A 16,086-nucleotide genomic window follows, 5' to 3' on the forward strand; every position below is an offset into this window, starting at 1 on the left:
AGGCTCCGAAGCCGGATCAACGAAAGAGACTCACTCCCATGACTGAACTGGCACAGACGAGCGGAACCGCCACGATCGGCTCCTCTCAGCCCGACTTCGTCGAGATCGACGGCTTCACGCTCACGATCGAGGACATCGCCCTCGTCGCCCGCGGGCTCTCGGACGGCACGTTCCCCGAGGTCGTCCTCAGCGACGAGGCCCGCCGGGTCACCAACGAGGCCCGGGCCTACGTCGACGAGCACTTCCTCGCCCCCGACGCCCCCGCCATCTACGGCATCAACACCGGGCTCGGCCGGCTGATGGACGTCCGCGTCCCCGCCGAGGACCAGGCCCGCTTCCAGCGCCTGGTCATCAACTCCCACTCCGCCGGCGTCGGCGAGCCGCTCCCCCTCGACGAGACCCGCGCGCTCCTGCTGCTGCGCACCAACGCGATCGCCAAGGGCATGTCGGGCGTCCGGATCGAGTGCATCGACCGCCTGATCGCGATGCTCAACGCCGACGTCCTCCCGGTCATCCCGGGCCAGGGCTCGGTCGGCGCCTCGGGCGACCTCGCCCCCCTCGCGCACATGGTCAGCGTGATGGTCGGCCACGAGAAGGCCGAGGCCTACCACCGCGGCGTGCGGATGCCCGCCGTCGAGGCCCTCACGGCGGCCGGGCTCGCCACCGAGTTCGAGCTCAAGCCCAAGGACGTCCTCGCCCTGATCAACGGCTCCACCATCTCGCTCGCCACCGCCTGCCTCGCCCTGCACGACGCGTGGAGCCTCACCCGCCAGGCGGACGTGGCCCTCTCGCTCTCGCTCGAGGCGATCCGCGGCGAGCTCGACGCGTTCGACGAGCGCATCCACCTCGCCCGCAACGCCCCCGGCCAGGTCGACGTCGCCGCGAACGTCCGTGCCCTCACCGCGGGCAGCGAGCGCACCGTCGAGGAGGCGCGCCGCCTCCGCCTCCCGGACGAGCAGCGCGTCGGCGGCGTCTACAAGCCGCGCGTGCAGGACGCCTACTCGCTGCGCTGCGCGCCGCAGGTGCACGGCACGACCCGCGAGTCGCTCCTGTTCGCGCAGACGCTGCTGGTGCGCGAAGCCAACGCCGCGACCGACAACCCGCTGGTGCTCCCGGACGGCGAGGGCGGCTACGACGTCCTCTCCGGCGGCAACTTCCACGGCGAGCCGATCGGCGTCGCGGCCGACCTCATCGCGATCGCGGTCGCCGAGATCGGCGCCATCTCGGAGCGCCGCTCGTTCCGCCTCACCGACCCCAACCTCAGCTACGGCCTGCCGCTCAACCTCGTCGGCGGCCAGCTCGGCCTCAACACGGGCTTCTCGATCGTGCACTGCGCGGCGGCCGCCATCGCCTCCGAGAACAAGGTGCTGTGCTTCCCCTCCGTCGTCGACTCGATCCCGACGAAGGCGAACCAGGAGGACCACGTCTCGATGTGCACCTTCTCCTCGCGGAAGGCGCGCAGCATCATCCACAACACGCAGGTGATCCTCGGAGTGGAGTTCATCCTCGCCACCCAGGGCATCGACCTCGCGTCGCCGCACCTGGAGGACCGGGCGCTCGGCGAGGGCAGCACGGCCGCCTACGAGGCGGTCCGCTCGATCGTGCCGATGACCCGCGAGGACATCTACCAGTCGGAGCAGATGATCAACGCGCAGGCGATGGTCGTGCTCGGCACCGTCCTCACCGCCGTCGAGGCGCGCATCGGAGCCGTTCGGTGACCGCGGGCGGGACGGTCGTCCACGGCCGCGTCGTCACTCCGGGCGCCGTGATCGAGGACGGGGCGGTGGTCGTCGAGGACGGCCGCATCGCCGCCGTGCTCGGCGGACGCGAAGCGGCGCGCGCCCTCGCGGAGGCCTCGGTCGTGATCGGCGGCGCGGGGATGCTCGTCCTGCCCGGCGCGGTCGACGCGCACGTCCACGCCTTCTCGGAGCCGGCCGAGACGTTCACCGGCGCGACCTCGGCCGCCGCCGCGGGCGGGGTGACCACGATCCTCGACATGCCCTACGACGCGGGCAGCCCGGTGAACACGGCCGCCGCCGTCGTCGCCAAGCGCGAGCGCCTCGAGCGCGAGGCCGTCGTCGACGTCGCCCTGCACGGCACGGTCCGCCCCGGGGACGGCGCGCGGGATGTGGCCGGGATGATCGACGAGGGCGTCTGCGGATTCAAGGTCTCGCTGTTCGAGACCGACCCGATCCGCTTCCCCCGCATCCCCTCCGACCAGCTGCTCGAGGCCTTCGCGATCATGGCCGAGCGCGGCGTCCGCGTCGGCGTGCACGCGGAGGACGGCGAGATCATCGGCGCCCTCGTCGCGGCGGCGAGGGCCGCGGGCCGCACCGCCCCCCTCGACCACGTCCGCAGCCGCCCGCCCGTGTCCGAGACCTCCTCGGTGGCGCTCGGGCTCGAGCTCGCCTCGGCGGCCGGCGTGCCCTTCCACATCTTCCACGCGAGCCTCCCCGGCACCGTCGAGCTCGTGACGGCGAGCGCCGCCCGCGGGCTCGACGCGACGCTGGAGACCTGCCCGCACTACCTCGTCCTCACCGAGGACGACATGGAGCGGCTCGGCGCCCTCGGCAAGATCAACCCGCCGCTGCGCACCGCCGAGCACGCCCGCGGGATGTGGGAGGCGCTCGCCGACGGCCGCATCGGCCTGGTGACCTCCGACCACGCGCCGTGGCCGCTGGCGAAGAAGAGCGCCGACGTGATCTTCGACAACGCCTCCGGAGCGCCCGGCGTGCAGACCCTGCTGCCGATCGTGGTCGGCGCCGGCTACCTCGGCGGCCGCCTCTCGCTGCTGCGCGCCGCCGAGGTCCTCGCGACGAACCCCGCCCGCGCGTTCGGTTTCGGGCACCGCAAGGGCGCGATCGAGGCGGGCCTGGACGCGGACTTCGCCGTCGTCGACCCGTCCGGCACGACCGTGATCGACGACACCCCGATGCTCTCGACCGCCACCTGGAGCCCCTACGCCGGGATGTCCTTCCCCGGCCGCCTCGAGACCACCGTCGTCCGCGGCACCCCCGTCTTCAGCCGGGCCGAGGGCCTGCTCGCGGAGCCGGGCGACGGACGCTTCGTCGCGAGGGCCGCCTGATGGGCGAGCAGTCCCTCCGCGCCTTCGTCGACGCGCTGCCCGCCGACGAGCTCGTCACCCTCGAGCGCACCGTCGACGCCCGCTTCGAGCTGGCGAGCGTGCTCGCGCTGCTGGACCGCGGCCCGGCCGTGCGCCTGACCTCGGTCGCCGGCTCGGCCCACCCGGTCGTCGGCAACGTGCTCTCCAGCCGCGAGCGGATCGCCCGCGCCGTCGGCTGCCGCGTCGACGAGCTGCTCGACCGGCTCACCGCCGCGGTCGCCGACCGCACCCCGGTGCGCGTGGTCGAGGACGCTCCGGTGCAGGCCGTGCGCCTGCCCGCCGCGTCCGTGTGGGAGGAGGTCGTCGCTCCGGTCTGGTTCGAGAAGGACTCCGGCGGCTACCTCACCGCCGGGCTCATCGTGGCGTTCGACCCGGTGACCGGGCACCGCAACGCCTCCTACGCGCGGATCAAGCCGCTCGACGCGACCACCGGCTTCGTCGGGATCGCGCCGAACCACCACCTCACCGCGCTCTCGCGCTCGGCCGCGGCCGTCGGCGGGCTCCCCGTCGCCGTGGTCCTCGGCGCGCACCCGGCCGTGCAGCTCGCCGCCTGCTGCTACCTCGCCCTGGGCGACGACGAGCTGGAGCACGCCGCCCACCTGCTCGGCGAGGAGGTGCGGGTCGCGCGGGCCACGACGAGCGACGTGCTCGTCCCCGCCGACGCGGAGATCGTGATCGAGGGGATCCTGCACGCCGACCGGCCGGTGCACGAGGGCCTCGTGAACGAGTACCACGGCATGTACGAGGACTACGGCGACGGCATCACCCTCGAGGTCACCGCCGTGACCCGCCGCGAGTCCCCCGAGGTCCAGGTGATCCTGCCCGGCCTCTCCTCGGAGCACAGCTACATCGCGGCGCTGCCCATCGCCGCCGGCATCCGGCACGCGCTGTGCAACGTCGGCTGCGACATCGTCGACGTGGCGGTCACGCACTCCGGCGGCGGCCGCGTCGACGTGGTGGTCGCGATCGCGAACGGCCGTCCGGGCACCGCCAAGCGCGTGATGTTCGGCGCGTTCGCGGCCGTCAGCATGGTCAAGCAGGTCACCGTCGTCGACTCCGACGTGGACGCCTGGGACATGGAGCACGTGCACTGGGCCCGGACGAGCCGGATGCGGTGGGACCGCGACCTGATGCTGGTCGACGGGGTCGCCACCGACCGCAACGTGCCGATGCAGATCGGCGGCACCGTGACCAAGGTCGGGATGGACGCGACCCGCAAGGAGGGCGACCGCGCCCTCGGCGCCGAGCTGGCCGTCCCGCCCGGGGACGTCCTCCGCCGCGTGCGCGACGCCCTCGTCGCCGACGGAGTCGCCCTCCGCCCCGCCGTCGTCGTGCACGGCTCCCTGGCCGACGACGGGGAGGACCCGCGATGACCCCCGATGTGCGCTTCCCCGACGCCGGCCGGCTGGCCCTCGACCTCGACGAGATCGCCCGCCTCGTCGACTCCTCGCGCCCCGGCTGGAGCCGCGTGGCGATGACCGAGGTCGACACCGACTCCCGCCACTGGGTCGCCGAGCGGATGCGCTCCGCGGGCCTGGAGGTCCGGATCGACGGGATCGGCAACGTGATCGGCACCCTCGCCGGCACGGGAGCCGCCCGCCGCGCGATCGTGATCGGCTCGCACACGGACACGGTGGACGGCGGCGGGCGCTACGACGGCGTCGTGGGCGTGCTGGGCGCGATCGAGGTGGCGCGCCTGCTGCAGGAGTCGGGGATCCGGCTCCACCACGACCTGCGCGTCGTCGACTTCTACAACGAGGAGGCCAACCGCTTCGAGCTCTCCTGCCTGGGCAGCCGCGCGCTGGCCGGCTCCCTCACGGGCGAGCACCTCTCGGCGACCGACGACACCGGGCGCACCCTCGGCGCCGCCCTCGAGGCCGCCGGCTGGTCCGACCCGCTCTCGGGCACCCGCTGGAGTCCCGACGAGGTGCTCGGCTTCCTCGAGCTGCACATCGAGCAGGGCCCGGTCCTCGAGCGCGAGGGGCTGCCGCTCGGAGTCGTCACCTCGATCGCGGGCATCTCGCGGTTCCGCACCCTCTTCTCGGGCCGCCGCGACCACGCGGGCACCATGCCGATGGCGCTGCGGCACGACGCCGGCTGCGCCGCGGCCGGAGTGGTCCTCGCGGTCGAGCGCATCGCGTCCCGGGCCGCGGAGGCGGTCGGCACCGTCGGCTCCGTCACGTTCACTCCGGAGGCGACCAGCGTCGTCACCGAGAGCGCCCTGGTCACCGCGGAGTTCCGCAGCCCCGACCCCGGCTGGTTCACCCTCGCCCGCGAGCAGATCGCCGAGGCCGCGGCCTCCGAGGCGGCGGCCCGCGGCCTCGGCCACGAGGTGACCTGGCTGCCCTGGGAGCGCCCGACGGCCATCGACCCCCGCCTCGCGGACGGCATCGGCCGCTCCATCGAGCGCCTCGGCCACCCCGCCGCCCGCCTCTACAGCGGAGCCGGGCACGACGGGGTGCAGATGGCGAGACTGGGACCCATCGGCATGATCTTCATCCCCTCGCAGGACGGCCGCAGCCACTGCCCGGAGGAGTACACCGGGATCACGGACATCGCGGTGGGCGTGCACGCGCTCGCGCAGTCCGTGCTCACCCTCGACAAGGAAGGCCTCGCATGAACCGCACCCGCCAGGAGCCTCCCGGCCGCGTGATCGTCGCCATCACCGGCGCCTCCGGAGTCGGGATCGGGGTCCGCATCCTCGAGCTGCTGCGGATGGATCCGGGGCTGCGCAGCGACGTCATCGTCTCGAAGGCGGGCGCGATGACGCTCGACCAGGAGTGCGGCCTCACCCAGAAGCAGGTGGAGGCGCTCGCCGACACGGCCCACCGGCCCGCGCACATCGGCGCCTCCATCGCGTCGGGGTCCACGCCCGCCACGGCGATGGTGATCGCGCCCTGCACGATCAAGACCCTGAGCGGCATCGCCTACGGCCTCGCCGACAACCTGATCACGCGGGCGGCCGACGTCTGCCTCAAGGAGGGCGTGCCGACGCTCCTGATGGTGCGGGAGTCGCCGCTGCACCGCGGCCACCTCGCCGCGATGGACGCGGTGGCCCGCTCGGGCGGCATCATCGCGCCGCCGGTCCCCGCCTTCTACACGCGGCCCGCCTCGGTGGAGGAGATCATCGACTCCCTCGCCCGCCGCGCCCTGGTGCGCGTGGGGCTGACCCAGTTCCACGCCCGCTCCTGGGCCGGCATCCCCGAGGACGGCGAGCGCGCCGTGCTCGCCGAGGGGTCGAGCCGGTGACGAAGTACGTCGCCACCCGGCTGCTCACCTCGGTCTTCACGATCGTCGCGATCGCGATCGTGATGTTCGCGCTGCTGCAGCTGCTCCCGGGCTCGCCCTTCAACAGCGAGAAGCTCGACGCGGTGCAGAAGGCGCTCCTCACGCAGAAGTACGGGCTCGACGAGCCGGTGCTCCTGCGGCTGGGCACCTACCTGGTGAACCTCGCCCGCGGCGACTTCGGCATCTCGTACAACCTCATCCCGGACTTCCCCGTCTCGGAGATGCTCGGCAGCCGCCTGCCCGTGACGATCCGCATCGGCCTGCAGGCCCTCGTCCTCGGCGTGGTGCTGGGCCTGCTGATCGGCATCGTCTCGGCGATCCGCCCGCGCGGCTGGTTCGACAACCTCTCGACGTTCGTCTCGGTGATCGCCTTCAGCGTCCCGTCGTTCGTCATCGCGCTGCTGCTGGTCTACTTCGTCGGCTTCGAGTGGAAGCTGCTGCCGATCCGGTACTCCGAGTCGGACCCCTTCACCTCGAGCGTGCTGCCGACGATCTCGCTCGCCGCCTACGTGATGGCGGTGACCGCCCGCTACGCCCGCTCCGAGATGCTCGACTGCCTCGAGAGCGACTACATCCTCCTGGCGAAGGCGAAGGGCATCGGCCCCTCCAAGGTGATCGGCCGGCACGCGCTGCGCAACACCCTGGTCTCGATCATCACGGTGCTCTCGCCGCTGCTGATCGGCCTGATCACCGGCTCCGTCGTCATCGAGCAGATCTTCGGAGCGCCGGGCCTGGGCCAGCTGCTGCTCACGGCGATCCAGAACGTCGACTACAACATCGTCATCGCGATCAGCCTCGTCTACAGCATCATCTACATCCTCGTGATGCTGCTCGTCGACGTGCTCTACGGACTGATCGACCCCCGCATCCGACTGGCAGGACAGGCAGCATGAGCGACCGCGTCTCCCCCACGGCCGGCCTCGACGCCGGCGTCCCGCCCGAGGGCCTGCGCCTCGTCTCGCCGGGCAACCGGCCCGCCGGCCCGCCGACCACCTCCACCCGCATCATCCGCGGCGGCGGCCGCGACATCGCCCGGCGCTTCCGCGGCAACTGGCCCGCGATGGTCGGCCTGGTGCTGCTCGTGGTCATCGTCGTGCTGAGCCTGGTGGTCCCCTTCTTCCCCGCGGCCGGAGGAGGCGCGGACGTCGGCTCGCGCTTCCTCCCGCCGCGCGTGCCGCTGCTCGAGGGCCTCGGGATCCTCGACGGCACCCGCGACGGCCAGGACGCGTACGCCGCGGCGGGCCTGCCGCCCGGCACCTACTTCCTCTTCGGCACCGACGAGCTGGGTCGCGACGTGTGGTCGCGGGTCTGGAGCGGCACCCGCGTCTCGCTCCTGATCGCCGTGATCGCCTTCGCGATCGACGTGGTCATCGGCATGACCTACGGCCTGGTCTCGGGCTACTTCGGCGGTCGCACCGACTCGGCGATGCAGCGCGTGGTCGAGGTGCTCTCCGGCATCCCGCAGCTGGTGATCGTGACGCTCTTCGTGGTCGCCGTCGGGCCGGGCATCGGCGCCATCGTCTTCGGCCTCCTGCTGAGCAACTGGCTCGCGATGAGCCGCGTCAGCCGCGCGCAGGCGCTGCGCCAGAAGACGGAGGAGTACGTGCTCGCCTCGCGCACCCTCGGAGCGCGGGACAGCCGGATCGTGTTCGTCGAGATCCTCCCGAACATCATCGGCCCGATCGTGACGATGAGCATGTTCTCGATCCCGTCCGCGATCTTCACCGAGTCGTACCTGTCGTTCGTGGGCCTGGGCGTCCAGGCGCCGATGGCCTCGCTCGGCTCGCTCGTCAGCGTCGGCTACAAGTCGTTCCTCTCCTACCCGTTCCTCGTGATCGTCCCCGTGGTCGTGCTGGGCCTGCTCATGGTGGCGTTCACGCTCGTCGCCGACGGGCTGAAAGAGGCCACCGATCCGCGACTGTCCCACTCGAGAGGCCACTGACATGACCGAGAGCAGCACGGGCACGACCCGTCAGGACACGGCCGGATCGGAGCGCGGCAGGGTCCTCCTGTCGGTGCGCGATCTGGCGATCTCGTTCGACAACGAGGGCGGCAGCGTGGAGGCGATCCGCGGACTGGGCTTCGACCTGCACGAGGGCGAGGTGGTCGCGATCGTCGGCGAGTCCGGCAGCGGCAAGTCGGTGACGGCGCGCGCGATCCTCGGCCTGATGGCCCGCAACCAGCGGGTCACCGCGGGCAGCATCGAGTTCTCGCACCGGAGCGACGACGGCACGGTGACCACGAAGGACATCGCGGCGATGCCCGAGTCGGCGATCCGCCGCGAGATCTGCGGTCGCCGCATCGCGATGGTGTTCCAGGACGCCCTGACCTGCCTCGACCCGACGATGTCGGTCGGCAAGCAGGTGATGGAGGGGATCCAGGAGCACTTCGGGCTCGGCCGTCGCGAGGCGCGCGCCCGGGCCGTGGAGCTGCTCGGCGAGGTCGGCATCGACGATCCGGAGCGGCGGTTCAAGCAGTACCCCCACCAGCTCTCCGGAGGCATGTGCCAGCGGGTCAACATCGCCATCGCGCTGTCGTGCAACCCGGACGTGCTGATCTGCGACGAGCCGACGACCGCGCTCGACGTGACGATCCAGCTGCGGATCCTCGAGCTGCTGAAGCGCCTGCAGGCGGACCGCGGGCTCTCGGTGATCTTCATCACCCACGACCTCGGAGTCGTCGCGACCGTCGCCGACCACGTCAGCGTGATGTACGCCGGACGGATCATCGAGCAGGGCACCGCCGAGCAGGTCTTCTACGACCCGCGGCACCCCTACACCTGGGGCCTGCTCTCGGCGATGCCGGACCTGACCACCGACTCCCCCGAGCTGTTCGCCATCCCCGGCAGCCCGGCGAGCCTGGTGAACCGCGCGCCGGGAGACCCCTTCGCTCCGAGGAACCCGTTCGCGCTCGAGATCGACTTCGTCGAGGAGCCGCCCCTCTTCGACGTCGGCGGCGGGCACCGGGTCGCCTCGTGGCTCTGCCACCCCTCCGCTCCCCCGGTCGAGATGCCGGCGCCGCTGCGCGCCAAGATCGACGCCATGCTCGCCCCCAGTGAAGGACCGACCCCGTGACCGCACTCGCTCCGACGCCCGACTCCGCGCCCGCCCTGCTCTCGGTGCGCGGCCTCACCCAGGTGTTCCGGCTGGGCCGGCGGCACCACGTGACCGCGATCGGCGGCGTCGACTTCGAGATCCGGCGCGGCGAGACCTTCGGGCTGGTCGGCGAGTCCGGCAGCGGCAAGTCCACGATCGGCCGCTCGATCATCCGGCTGATCGACCCGACCGACGGCCAGGTGGTGCTCGCGGGCCGCACGATCAGCGGCCGGCTCGACGCCGCCCAGCGCGACCACCTGCGCTCCAGCATCCAGATGATCTTCCAGAACCCGATGTCGAGCCTCAATCCGCGCAAGACCGTCTTCGACATCGTCGCGCAGGGACTCACCACTCAGCGCCGGTACTCCTCGGCGGCCGACCGCGACGAGAAGGTCTACGCGATCCTCGAGAAGGTCGGCCTCGACCGCTCCCACGCCGACCGCTACCCGCACCAGTTCTCGGGCGGCCAGCGGCAGCGCATCGGCATCGCCCGCGCGCTCGTGATGCAGCCCGACCTCGTGATCGCGGACGAGTGCGTCTCGGCGCTCGACGTCTCGATCCAGGCGCAGGTCGTGAACCTGATGCGCGCGCTCCAGGAGGAGCTCGGCACCGCGTACCTCTTCATCGCCCACGACCTCGCGATGGTGAAGTACATCTCCGACCGGATCGGCGTCATGCACAAGGGCCACCTGGTCGAGACGGGCACGACCGCCGAGATCTTCTCCGGCCCCGTGCACCCCTACACCCGCTCGCTGCTGCGCGCCGTGCTCTCGGCCGACCCGCGCGCGATGCGCCGCCGCGCCCCCTCCGAGCCGTACGACCCGGTCGCGCTCGGGATCGACTACTCGGCCGGGAGCGTCCACGAGCTCTCGCCGACCCATCGCGTCCTGGCGACCCCGGAGGAGCTGGCGGCCTGGCGCGCATGACGGCCGCCCGGCGTCAGGACTCGTCGGCCTCGACGCGCAGGGGCCGGTCGGCCACCGGCAGCCCGGAGTCGCGCACGGCGGCCTCGATCGCGGCGTGCCCGACGTCGGGCGCGACGATCCGCAGGCCGTTCTCGGTCGCCCAGTAGGCGGTGACGCCGTGCTCCTCGACGAGGGTCGTGAGCAGCGCGGCGGTCCGCTCCTGCTCGCCGGGACCGACGGTGATCGCGGCCCACGGGCCGGAGATCTCGACCGGGGCGCCCCGCTCCGCTCCCGCAGCGTCCCGCAGGTCCTCCGCCGCCCGGACGATCGGGAGCAGCGCGGGCAGCCCGCCGGAGACGTCCTCGAAGGAGTCGAGGGCGAAGGCCCCCTCGCGGAGCGACGCGTGCAGCTCCAGGCCGCGGCCGAGGCCGTCGATCCGGTCGAGCAGGCCCGACGCGTCGACAGCGGGAGCGGGGCACGCGCGGGTCGGCTCCTCCGCGCCCGCGAAGGAGAGGGCGTTCCCGCCTGCTGACGTCACCCGGAACGACCACAGCACCGGATCCGCGTACTCGGTCGCGCAGGCCGTCGCGAGGGCGTCGGCGAGCGCCGGCTCCTCGACCGCGACCCCGACCCACGAGGTCGGCGGGCCGAACGCCGGCGCCTCGACCCAGCGCTCGGCGCCGTCGAGGGAGACTCCGGGCACCGCGGCGACCTCGCTCGTCAGACGGTCGAAGCCGGCGTCGGGCCGCGCGAACGGCGTCTCGTCGATCGTCCAGACGAGGAGCGTCAGCCCGCCGGCGGCGAGGGCCGCGGCGAGGACGCCGGCGACGGGGAGGAGGAGGCGACGGGACACGCCTTCATCCTCGCTCCCCTCTTCCGCGGCGTCACATGGACATCGGGCGAACGGACGGTGCGCCGGCGACGGAGGAGGTGGTGATCACGCTGCCCCGCCCCTGCTCGATCATCCGCGGCAGCACGGAACGGAGCCGGTGCCGGCCCGCTCCCAGCACGCTGGGCGGCGGCCGGCCGCCTGCCACGGGGGTCGACCTCCGCGGGGGGGGAAGGGGTCACGGACGCAGTCCCGAGACGAGCGCGAGGACCCCGTCCATCGACTCGACGACGAGAGGCGGGAGGTCGCCGCGCTCCGCGACGAAGGCCGCATCGAGCGCGCCCGCTCCGGACGCGTCCGACTGCTCCCGCTCCGGCACAAGGCCCAGCGCGCGGGCCGCCGTCTCCGCTTGACTGGGGGCGACGCGCCGACCCTCGGCGCACCCGGGAGGCGACATGGCGAACCACCGTTTCGAGCTGCGGTCCGGCCGCGGGATGGGCGTCTCGGCGGCGGGCGACCCCGTCGCCGACCGGCTGGTGGTGTTCTGCCACCCCACTCCCGGAGCCGGCGGCTTCGACCCCGACCCCACTGTCACCGGCCCGTGGGGCCTGCACCTGCTGATCCTCGACCGCCCCGGCTACGGCGCCTCGGACCCGGTCGACGCCGCTCACGGCCGCGTCGAGGACCGCGCGGACGACCTCGCCGAGTACCTGCGCCGCTCCGAGCGCACCGCCCGCATGGTCGAGGGCGCCCGCTTCGGCAGCGTCGGCGTGGTCGGCTGGGGCTCCGGCGGCGCGTTCGCGCTCTCGCTCGCGGCCCGGCACCCCGACCTCGTGGACCGCCTCGCGCTGGTCGGCACCCCCGCGCCCCCGCAGGCCGGCGCGATCGTGCACCCCACGAGCGCGTGGGAGCGGCGCGAGACACTCCGCGGGGAGGACGCCGACGCGATCGCCGCCGCCCTCCCGCAGACGCAGCCGGGCCTGGACGCGCTCGGGATCGACTCCGACGACCCGGTGCTCGCCACCCACGGCGGACTGCGCAACCGGCTGGAGCGGATGCTCGCCGAGGGCTGGCGGCAGGGCCCGAGCGGCGCCGCGACCGACCTCGCAGCGCTCCGCGACGGCTCCTGGGCCGACGACCTCGACCGGGTGACCGCCGAGACGCTCCTGGTCCACGGCGACGCGGACCCGGTGGCGAGCGCCGAGGACGGCCGCTGGTACCGCGGCCGCCTCGCCCGGGCGCGCACCGTGACGGTCGACGGAGCCGGCCGGCTGGCGCTGGTGCGCGAGTGGCGCCGGATCCTCGACCACGTCGCTCCGCTCGAGCGCGGGGCGGAGGGCCGATGAGCCGCCTGGGCCTGGGACCGCTCGTGCTCGTGTCGGCGATGGCGGTCTCGGGAGTCGTCCACCTGGTGCACCCGCGGACCTTCGACGCGGTGGTCCCGCGCGGGATGCCCGGCTCGGCGCGCGGCTGGGTCCTCGTCTCGGGAGCGGCGGAGCTGGTCTGCGCGGCCGCGACGCTGCACCCGCGGACCCGCGCGGCCGGCGGTCTCGCCTCCGCCGCCCTGATGGCCGCCGTCCTCCCCGGCAACGTGCAGATGGCGCGGGACGCCCGTCGGCCGCGGACCCGGGCGATCACGCTGCTGCGCCTCCCGCTCCAGATCCCGCTCGTGCTCTGGGGTCTCCAGGCGGCGCGCGGCCGCTGACGCAAGCCCGCGCGGGCGCGGATCGCCCGCTGCTACCGTCCAGGCATGACCGACCAGAGCGCGGACGACCGCCACGACCAGCTGACCAGCGCCCCGAAGGCGACGGAGGCCGACGCGGCCCCGCGCATCGAGGTCTCGACCACCGAGGCCGGCGACACCCGCATCGACATCCGCGAGGACGCCGCCGTGCGTCCGGGCCGTGTCGACGAGAACGGCGACGAGCTCGACGAGAGCCGCGACGATGCCTGAGCGCCGCCGTGCCGCCCTCGTCTACAACCCCGTCAAGGTCGACGTGGAGTCCGTGAAGGCCGCGGTGAAGCGCGCCGAGGAGGCCGCTGGCTGGGAGGAGACGCTCTGGTACGAGACCTCCGTCGAGGACCCCGGCGCCGGTCAGACGAAGGAGGCCCTCGCCGCGGGCGCCGACGTCGTGATCGCGGCCGGCGGCGACGGGACGGTCCGCGTCGTGGCGGAGGCCCTCCGAGGCTCCGACGCCTCGCTCGCGCTGCTGCCCTCCGGCACCGGCAACCTGCTCGCCCGCAACCTGAACCTCACGCTCGACGACATCGACAACTCCCTGACCGTCGCGTTCTCCGGACAGGACCGGGCGATCGACGTCGGGATGATCGACATCGAGACCTCCACGGGCCGCGACCGCCACGCCTACGTCGTGATGGCGGGCCTCGGGATCGACGCGAAGATGCTCGCCAACACCGACGACGACCTCAAGAAGCGCGCCGGCTGGCTCGCCTACGTGGACGCGCTGCGGAAGGCCCTGCTCGACAAGAACCAGCTCGAGTTCCGCTACCGCCTCGACGGCTCCAAGACCCGCAAGGTGCGCGCGCACACGATCATCGTGGGCAACTGCGGCGCCCTGCCGGCGAACATCCTCCTGCTGCCAGACGCGGCCGTCGACGACGGCGAGTTCGACATCGTCCTGCTGCGCCCCGAGGGCTTCTTCGGCTGGGTGCAGATCATCTTCAAGGTGGTGTGGGAGAACGGCGTGCTCCGCCGCAGCGGCGTCGTCGGCAAGAAGCTGATGGGCCTGACCAAGGAGGTGTCGGCCCTGCGGTACGTGAAGGGCCGCGACCTCACGGTCCGCCTCGAGCACGCGCAGGAGATCGAGCTCGACGGCGACCCGTTCGGCTCGACCTCGGCGTTCCGCACCTGGATCGAGCCCGGCGGGCTGACGGTGCGCGTCCCGGCCTAGCGCCGGCGGCGGCCGGGCGGATCCGCCCGGTCCGCCTCCCGCCGGGAGAGAGGATCGTCATCCCTCCCGGCGGAGGCGTCTGCTCCGAGCAGGGCGGTGCAGTGCGGCTTCGGGTACCGCACCCCATGCACCTGCATGAACACGGCGACTGTAGTGCGGAATCCGTCGCCGCCGCAACGATCCGCGCGGCTTCGACCGCTCGAATGGGTAATTCCACCGTGCGATGCTCTGTGGCCACAACGGATTCCGCACCTCCTCCGCATCGGGGCGCACGGGATCGCCCGTCCGTCGATCGACGGGGCTTCTCCTCGGCACAGTGCCGACACGCGCACGAAACGCCCGCCCGCTAGCGTGCGGACATGACATTCCGTGCGTCAGCCGCGCTCAGCGCGCTCGTGGCCTCCTCCCTCCTCCTCGCACCCGCCGCCATCGCCTCCCCCGCCGCCCGCGCGGGCGCCGTCGACGGGGGCACCAGCGCCGGCGATCCGTACTTCCCCGGCCTCGGCAGCAGCGGCTTCGACGCCCTCACCTACAGCCTCGTCCTGAAGTACGATCCGGCGACCCGGGCCCTCGGCGGCAGGGCCGTGGTCACCCTCGCGCCCCAGAAGGACCTGCGCTCGCTCTCCTTCGACCTGACCGGCCTCACCGTCTCGAAGGTCACCGTCAACGCCGGGGGCGCCCGGTTCTCGCAGTCGGGGGACGAGCTGACCGTCACGCCCGCCCGGACCCTCCGGAAGGGCCTGCCCGCGCTGGTGAGCATCGACTACGCCGGGACCACCGGGAACCCCGTCGACGGCACCGGGGCCCCCTTCGGCTGGTGGTCGACGGACGACGGCGCCCTGGTCGCCAGCGAGCCGGACGGCGCCTCGACCTGGTACCCCGTCAACGACTCGCCCGCCGACAAGGCGCGCTACACCTTCAGCATCACGGTCCCGGAGGGCCGGACGGTGGTCGCGAACGGCCTGCCGGTCGGCTCCCCCACCACGTCGAAGGGGTGGACGACCTCGCGCTGGGTCGAGACCAGCCCGATGGCGAGCTACCTCGCCATGGTGAACATCGGCGACTACGACCTGGTCCGCTCCACCCAGGGCGGCGTGACGACCATCGACGCGATCGACCGGGACATCACCGGCGACACCCGCGCCCGCACCGAGGCGGCGCTCGCGAAGCAGGGCGCGATCATCGACTACTTCTCCTCCGTCTTCGGCCCGTACCCGTTCCGCTCGGCCGGAGCCGTGGTCGACGACGAGCGGATCGGCTACGCCCTCGAGACCCAGGGCCGCTCGTTCTACTCCGGCGGCGCGGACGAGTCGACCGTCGCGCACGAGACCGCGCACCAGTGGTACGGCGACAGCGTCACGCCGGAGACCTGGTCCGACATCTGGCTGAACGAGGGCTTCGCGACCTACGCCGAGTGGCTCTGGGAGGAGCACACCGGCGGCGCGAGCGTCACCGAGTCCGCCGCCCGGGTCGCCGCCGCTCCCGCCGACGACCCGTTCTGGTCGACCGCCGTCGCCGACCCCGGAGCCGCGGGCCTCTTCGACGCGCCCGTCTACGCCCGCGGCGGCCTGACGCTCGTCGCCCTCCGCGACCGGATCGGCGCGGACGCGTTCGGCGTGCTGCTGAAGCGCTGGGCCTCCGAGAACCGCTACTCGAACGCGACGACCGCCGACTTCCAGGCCCTGGCCGAGAACGTCTCCGGCTCCGACCTGGCGGACTTCTTCGACGCCTGGCTGCGCACGCCGGAGAAGCCCGCCGGTCTCTGACCCCCGCATCGCCGCGGCGCGGGCGGGGTGTCAAGGAGGGACGGCAGGTCGGCCCGAGCCGATACCGTCCCTCCATGGGCTTCTTCGACCGCAACGACTCCTCGACCAGCGCCGCCGCGCCGCAGCCGAGCGCACCCGATCCGCAGCGGCGGGTCTGGAGCGACGGC

Annotated in this window: 16 protein-coding genes; 14 read left to right on the top strand and 2 right to left on the bottom strand. The window is 73.1% G+C overall.

Annotated features, from left to right (window positions below; translation table 11 throughout):
* The first annotated feature begins 38 nt into the window (after nucleotides 1–38).
* From hutH to C5C27_RS02085, 9 genes are read left to right on the top strand one after another with little or no spacing between them, the layout of a single operon-like run.
* A complete protein-coding gene (gene hutH, locus C5C27_RS02045) occupies nucleotides 39–1,718 on the top strand; it encodes a histidine ammonia-lyase (RefSeq protein WP_104238813.1) in 1,680 nt (559 codons plus the stop codon).
* Nucleotides 1,715–3,085, top strand: a complete 1,371-nt coding sequence (locus C5C27_RS02050) for a dihydroorotase family protein (RefSeq protein WP_104313431.1) — start codon at nucleotides 1,715–1,717, stop codon at nucleotides 3,083–3,085. The genes hutH and C5C27_RS02050 overlap by 4 nt, the downstream gene beginning before the upstream one ends.
* Nucleotides 3,085–4,497: a UbiD family decarboxylase gene (locus C5C27_RS02055; protein ID WP_104313433.1), complete on the top strand. Its 1,413-nt coding sequence runs from the start codon at nucleotides 3,085–3,087 to the stop codon at nucleotides 4,495–4,497. The genes C5C27_RS02050 and C5C27_RS02055 overlap by 1 nt, the downstream gene beginning before the upstream one ends.
* The gene (locus C5C27_RS02060) at nucleotides 4,494–5,744 is read left to right on the top strand and encodes a M20 family metallo-hydrolase (protein WP_104313435.1); all 1,251 of its coding nucleotides are present in this window, start codon (nucleotides 4,494–4,496) and stop codon (nucleotides 5,742–5,744) included. Before C5C27_RS02055 ends, C5C27_RS02060 begins: the two co-directional genes overlap by 4 nt.
* Complete coding sequence (locus C5C27_RS02065) at nucleotides 5,741–6,373, top strand: UbiX family flavin prenyltransferase (protein ID WP_104238809.1); 633 nt, start codon at nucleotides 5,741–5,743, stop codon at nucleotides 6,371–6,373. Before C5C27_RS02060 ends, C5C27_RS02065 begins: the two co-directional genes overlap by 4 nt.
* A complete protein-coding gene (locus C5C27_RS02070; protein WP_104238808.1) occupies nucleotides 6,370–7,305 on the top strand; it encodes an ABC transporter permease in 936 nt (311 codons plus the stop codon). The genes C5C27_RS02065 and C5C27_RS02070 overlap by 4 nt, the downstream gene beginning before the upstream one ends.
* The gene (locus tag C5C27_RS02075) at nucleotides 7,302–8,354 is read left to right on the top strand and encodes an ABC transporter permease (RefSeq protein WP_104238807.1); all 1,053 of its coding nucleotides are present in this window, start codon (nucleotides 7,302–7,304) and stop codon (nucleotides 8,352–8,354) included. Before C5C27_RS02070 ends, C5C27_RS02075 begins: the two co-directional genes overlap by 4 nt.
* 1 nt (nucleotide 8,355) lies before the next feature.
* Entirely contained in the window at nucleotides 8,356–9,486 is a 1,131-nt protein-coding gene (locus C5C27_RS02080) for an ABC transporter ATP-binding protein (protein ID WP_104313437.1), read from the top strand.
* Nucleotides 9,483–10,433: an ABC transporter ATP-binding protein gene (locus C5C27_RS02085; RefSeq protein ID WP_104313439.1), complete on the top strand. Its 951-nt coding sequence runs from the start codon at nucleotides 9,483–9,485 to the stop codon at nucleotides 10,431–10,433. Before C5C27_RS02080 ends, C5C27_RS02085 begins: the two co-directional genes overlap by 4 nt.
* Nucleotides 10,434–10,446: 13 nt before the next feature.
* On the opposite strand, the gene C5C27_RS02090 is transcribed toward C5C27_RS02085, so the two are convergent.
* Complete coding sequence (locus tag C5C27_RS02090; protein ID WP_104313441.1) at nucleotides 10,447–11,265, bottom strand: hypothetical protein; 819 nt, start codon at nucleotides 11,263–11,265, stop codon at nucleotides 10,447–10,449.
* 214 nt (nucleotides 11,266–11,479) lie between these two features.
* Nucleotides 11,480–11,698 carry a hypothetical protein gene (locus tag C5C27_RS17670; RefSeq protein ID WP_146079587.1) on the bottom strand — a complete coding sequence of 73 codons (219 nt, stop codon included), beginning with the start codon at nucleotides 11,696–11,698 and terminating at the stop codon, nucleotides 11,480–11,482.
* Here C5C27_RS17670 and C5C27_RS02095 point away from each other — a divergent pair.
* From C5C27_RS02095 to C5C27_RS02115, 5 genes are all read left to right on the top strand, one after another.
* Nucleotides 11,697–12,587 (top strand): alpha/beta fold hydrolase, encoded by an 891-nt coding sequence (locus C5C27_RS02095; RefSeq protein WP_104239584.1) that lies wholly within the window; start codon nucleotides 11,697–11,699, stop codon nucleotides 12,585–12,587. The genes C5C27_RS17670 and C5C27_RS02095 overlap by 2 nt on opposite strands.
* Nucleotides 12,584–12,946, top strand: coding sequence for a hypothetical protein (locus C5C27_RS02100; RefSeq protein ID WP_181133419.1), 363 nt, complete (start codon nucleotides 12,584–12,586; stop codon nucleotides 12,944–12,946). The genes C5C27_RS02095 and C5C27_RS02100 overlap by 4 nt, the downstream gene beginning before the upstream one ends.
* Nucleotides 12,947–12,991: 45 nt before the next feature.
* Nucleotides 12,992–13,195, top strand: coding sequence for a multidrug transporter (locus C5C27_RS02105; protein ID WP_104222930.1), 204 nt, complete (start codon nucleotides 12,992–12,994; stop codon nucleotides 13,193–13,195).
* A complete protein-coding gene (locus tag C5C27_RS02110; RefSeq protein WP_104239585.1) occupies nucleotides 13,188–14,153 on the top strand; it encodes a diacylglycerol kinase family protein in 966 nt (321 codons plus the stop codon). The genes C5C27_RS02105 and C5C27_RS02110 overlap by 8 nt, the downstream gene beginning before the upstream one ends.
* 359 nt (nucleotides 14,154–14,512) lie before the next feature.
* Nucleotides 14,513–15,919, top strand: a complete 1,407-nt coding sequence (locus tag C5C27_RS02115; RefSeq protein ID WP_104256475.1) for a M1 family metallopeptidase — start codon at nucleotides 14,513–14,515, stop codon at nucleotides 15,917–15,919.
* Nucleotides 15,920–16,086 lie beyond the last annotated feature (167 nt).

This window comes from Rathayibacter sp. AY2B7, from assembly GCF_002931635.1.
Classification (GTDB): domain Bacteria; phylum Actinomycetota; class Actinomycetes; order Actinomycetales; family Microbacteriaceae; genus Rathayibacter.

Bases quoted from the DNA above. Each gene is read 5' to 3' on its own strand.
- hutH (WP_104238813.1), top strand. From the start codon at position 39: ATGACTGAACTGGCACAGACGAGCGGAACCGCCACGATCGGCTCCTCT.
- C5C27_RS02055 (WP_104313433.1), top strand. From the start codon at position 3,085: ATGGGCGAGCAGTCCCTCCGCGCCTTCGTCGACGCGCTGCCCGCCGAC.
- C5C27_RS02060 (WP_104313435.1), top strand. From the start codon at position 4,494: ATGACCCCCGATGTGCGCTTCCCCGACGCCGGCCGGCTGGCCCTCGAC.
- C5C27_RS02065 (WP_104238809.1), top strand. From the start codon at position 5,741: ATGAACCGCACCCGCCAGGAGCCTCCCGGCCGCGTGATCGTCGCCATC.
- C5C27_RS02075 (WP_104238807.1), top strand. From the start codon at position 7,302: ATGAGCGACCGCGTCTCCCCCACGGCCGGCCTCGACGCCGGCGTCCCG.
- C5C27_RS02080 (WP_104313437.1), top strand. From the start codon at position 8,356: ATGACCGAGAGCAGCACGGGCACGACCCGTCAGGACACGGCCGGATCG.
- C5C27_RS02095 (WP_104239584.1), top strand. From the start codon at position 11,697: ATGGCGAACCACCGTTTCGAGCTGCGGTCCGGCCGCGGGATGGGCGTC.
- C5C27_RS17670 (WP_146079587.1), bottom strand. From the start codon at position 11,698: ATGTCGCCTCCCGGGTGCGCCGAGGGTCGGCGCGTCGCCCCCAGTCAA.
- C5C27_RS02100 (WP_181133419.1), top strand. From the start codon at position 12,584: ATGAGCCGCCTGGGCCTGGGACCGCTCGTGCTCGTGTCGGCGATGGCG.
- C5C27_RS02105 (WP_104222930.1), top strand. From the start codon at position 12,992: ATGACCGACCAGAGCGCGGACGACCGCCACGACCAGCTGACCAGCGCC.
- C5C27_RS02110 (WP_104239585.1), top strand. From the start codon at position 13,188: ATGCCTGAGCGCCGCCGTGCCGCCCTCGTCTACAACCCCGTCAAGGTC.
- C5C27_RS02115 (WP_104256475.1), top strand. From the start codon at position 14,513: ATGACATTCCGTGCGTCAGCCGCGCTCAGCGCGCTCGTGGCCTCCTCC.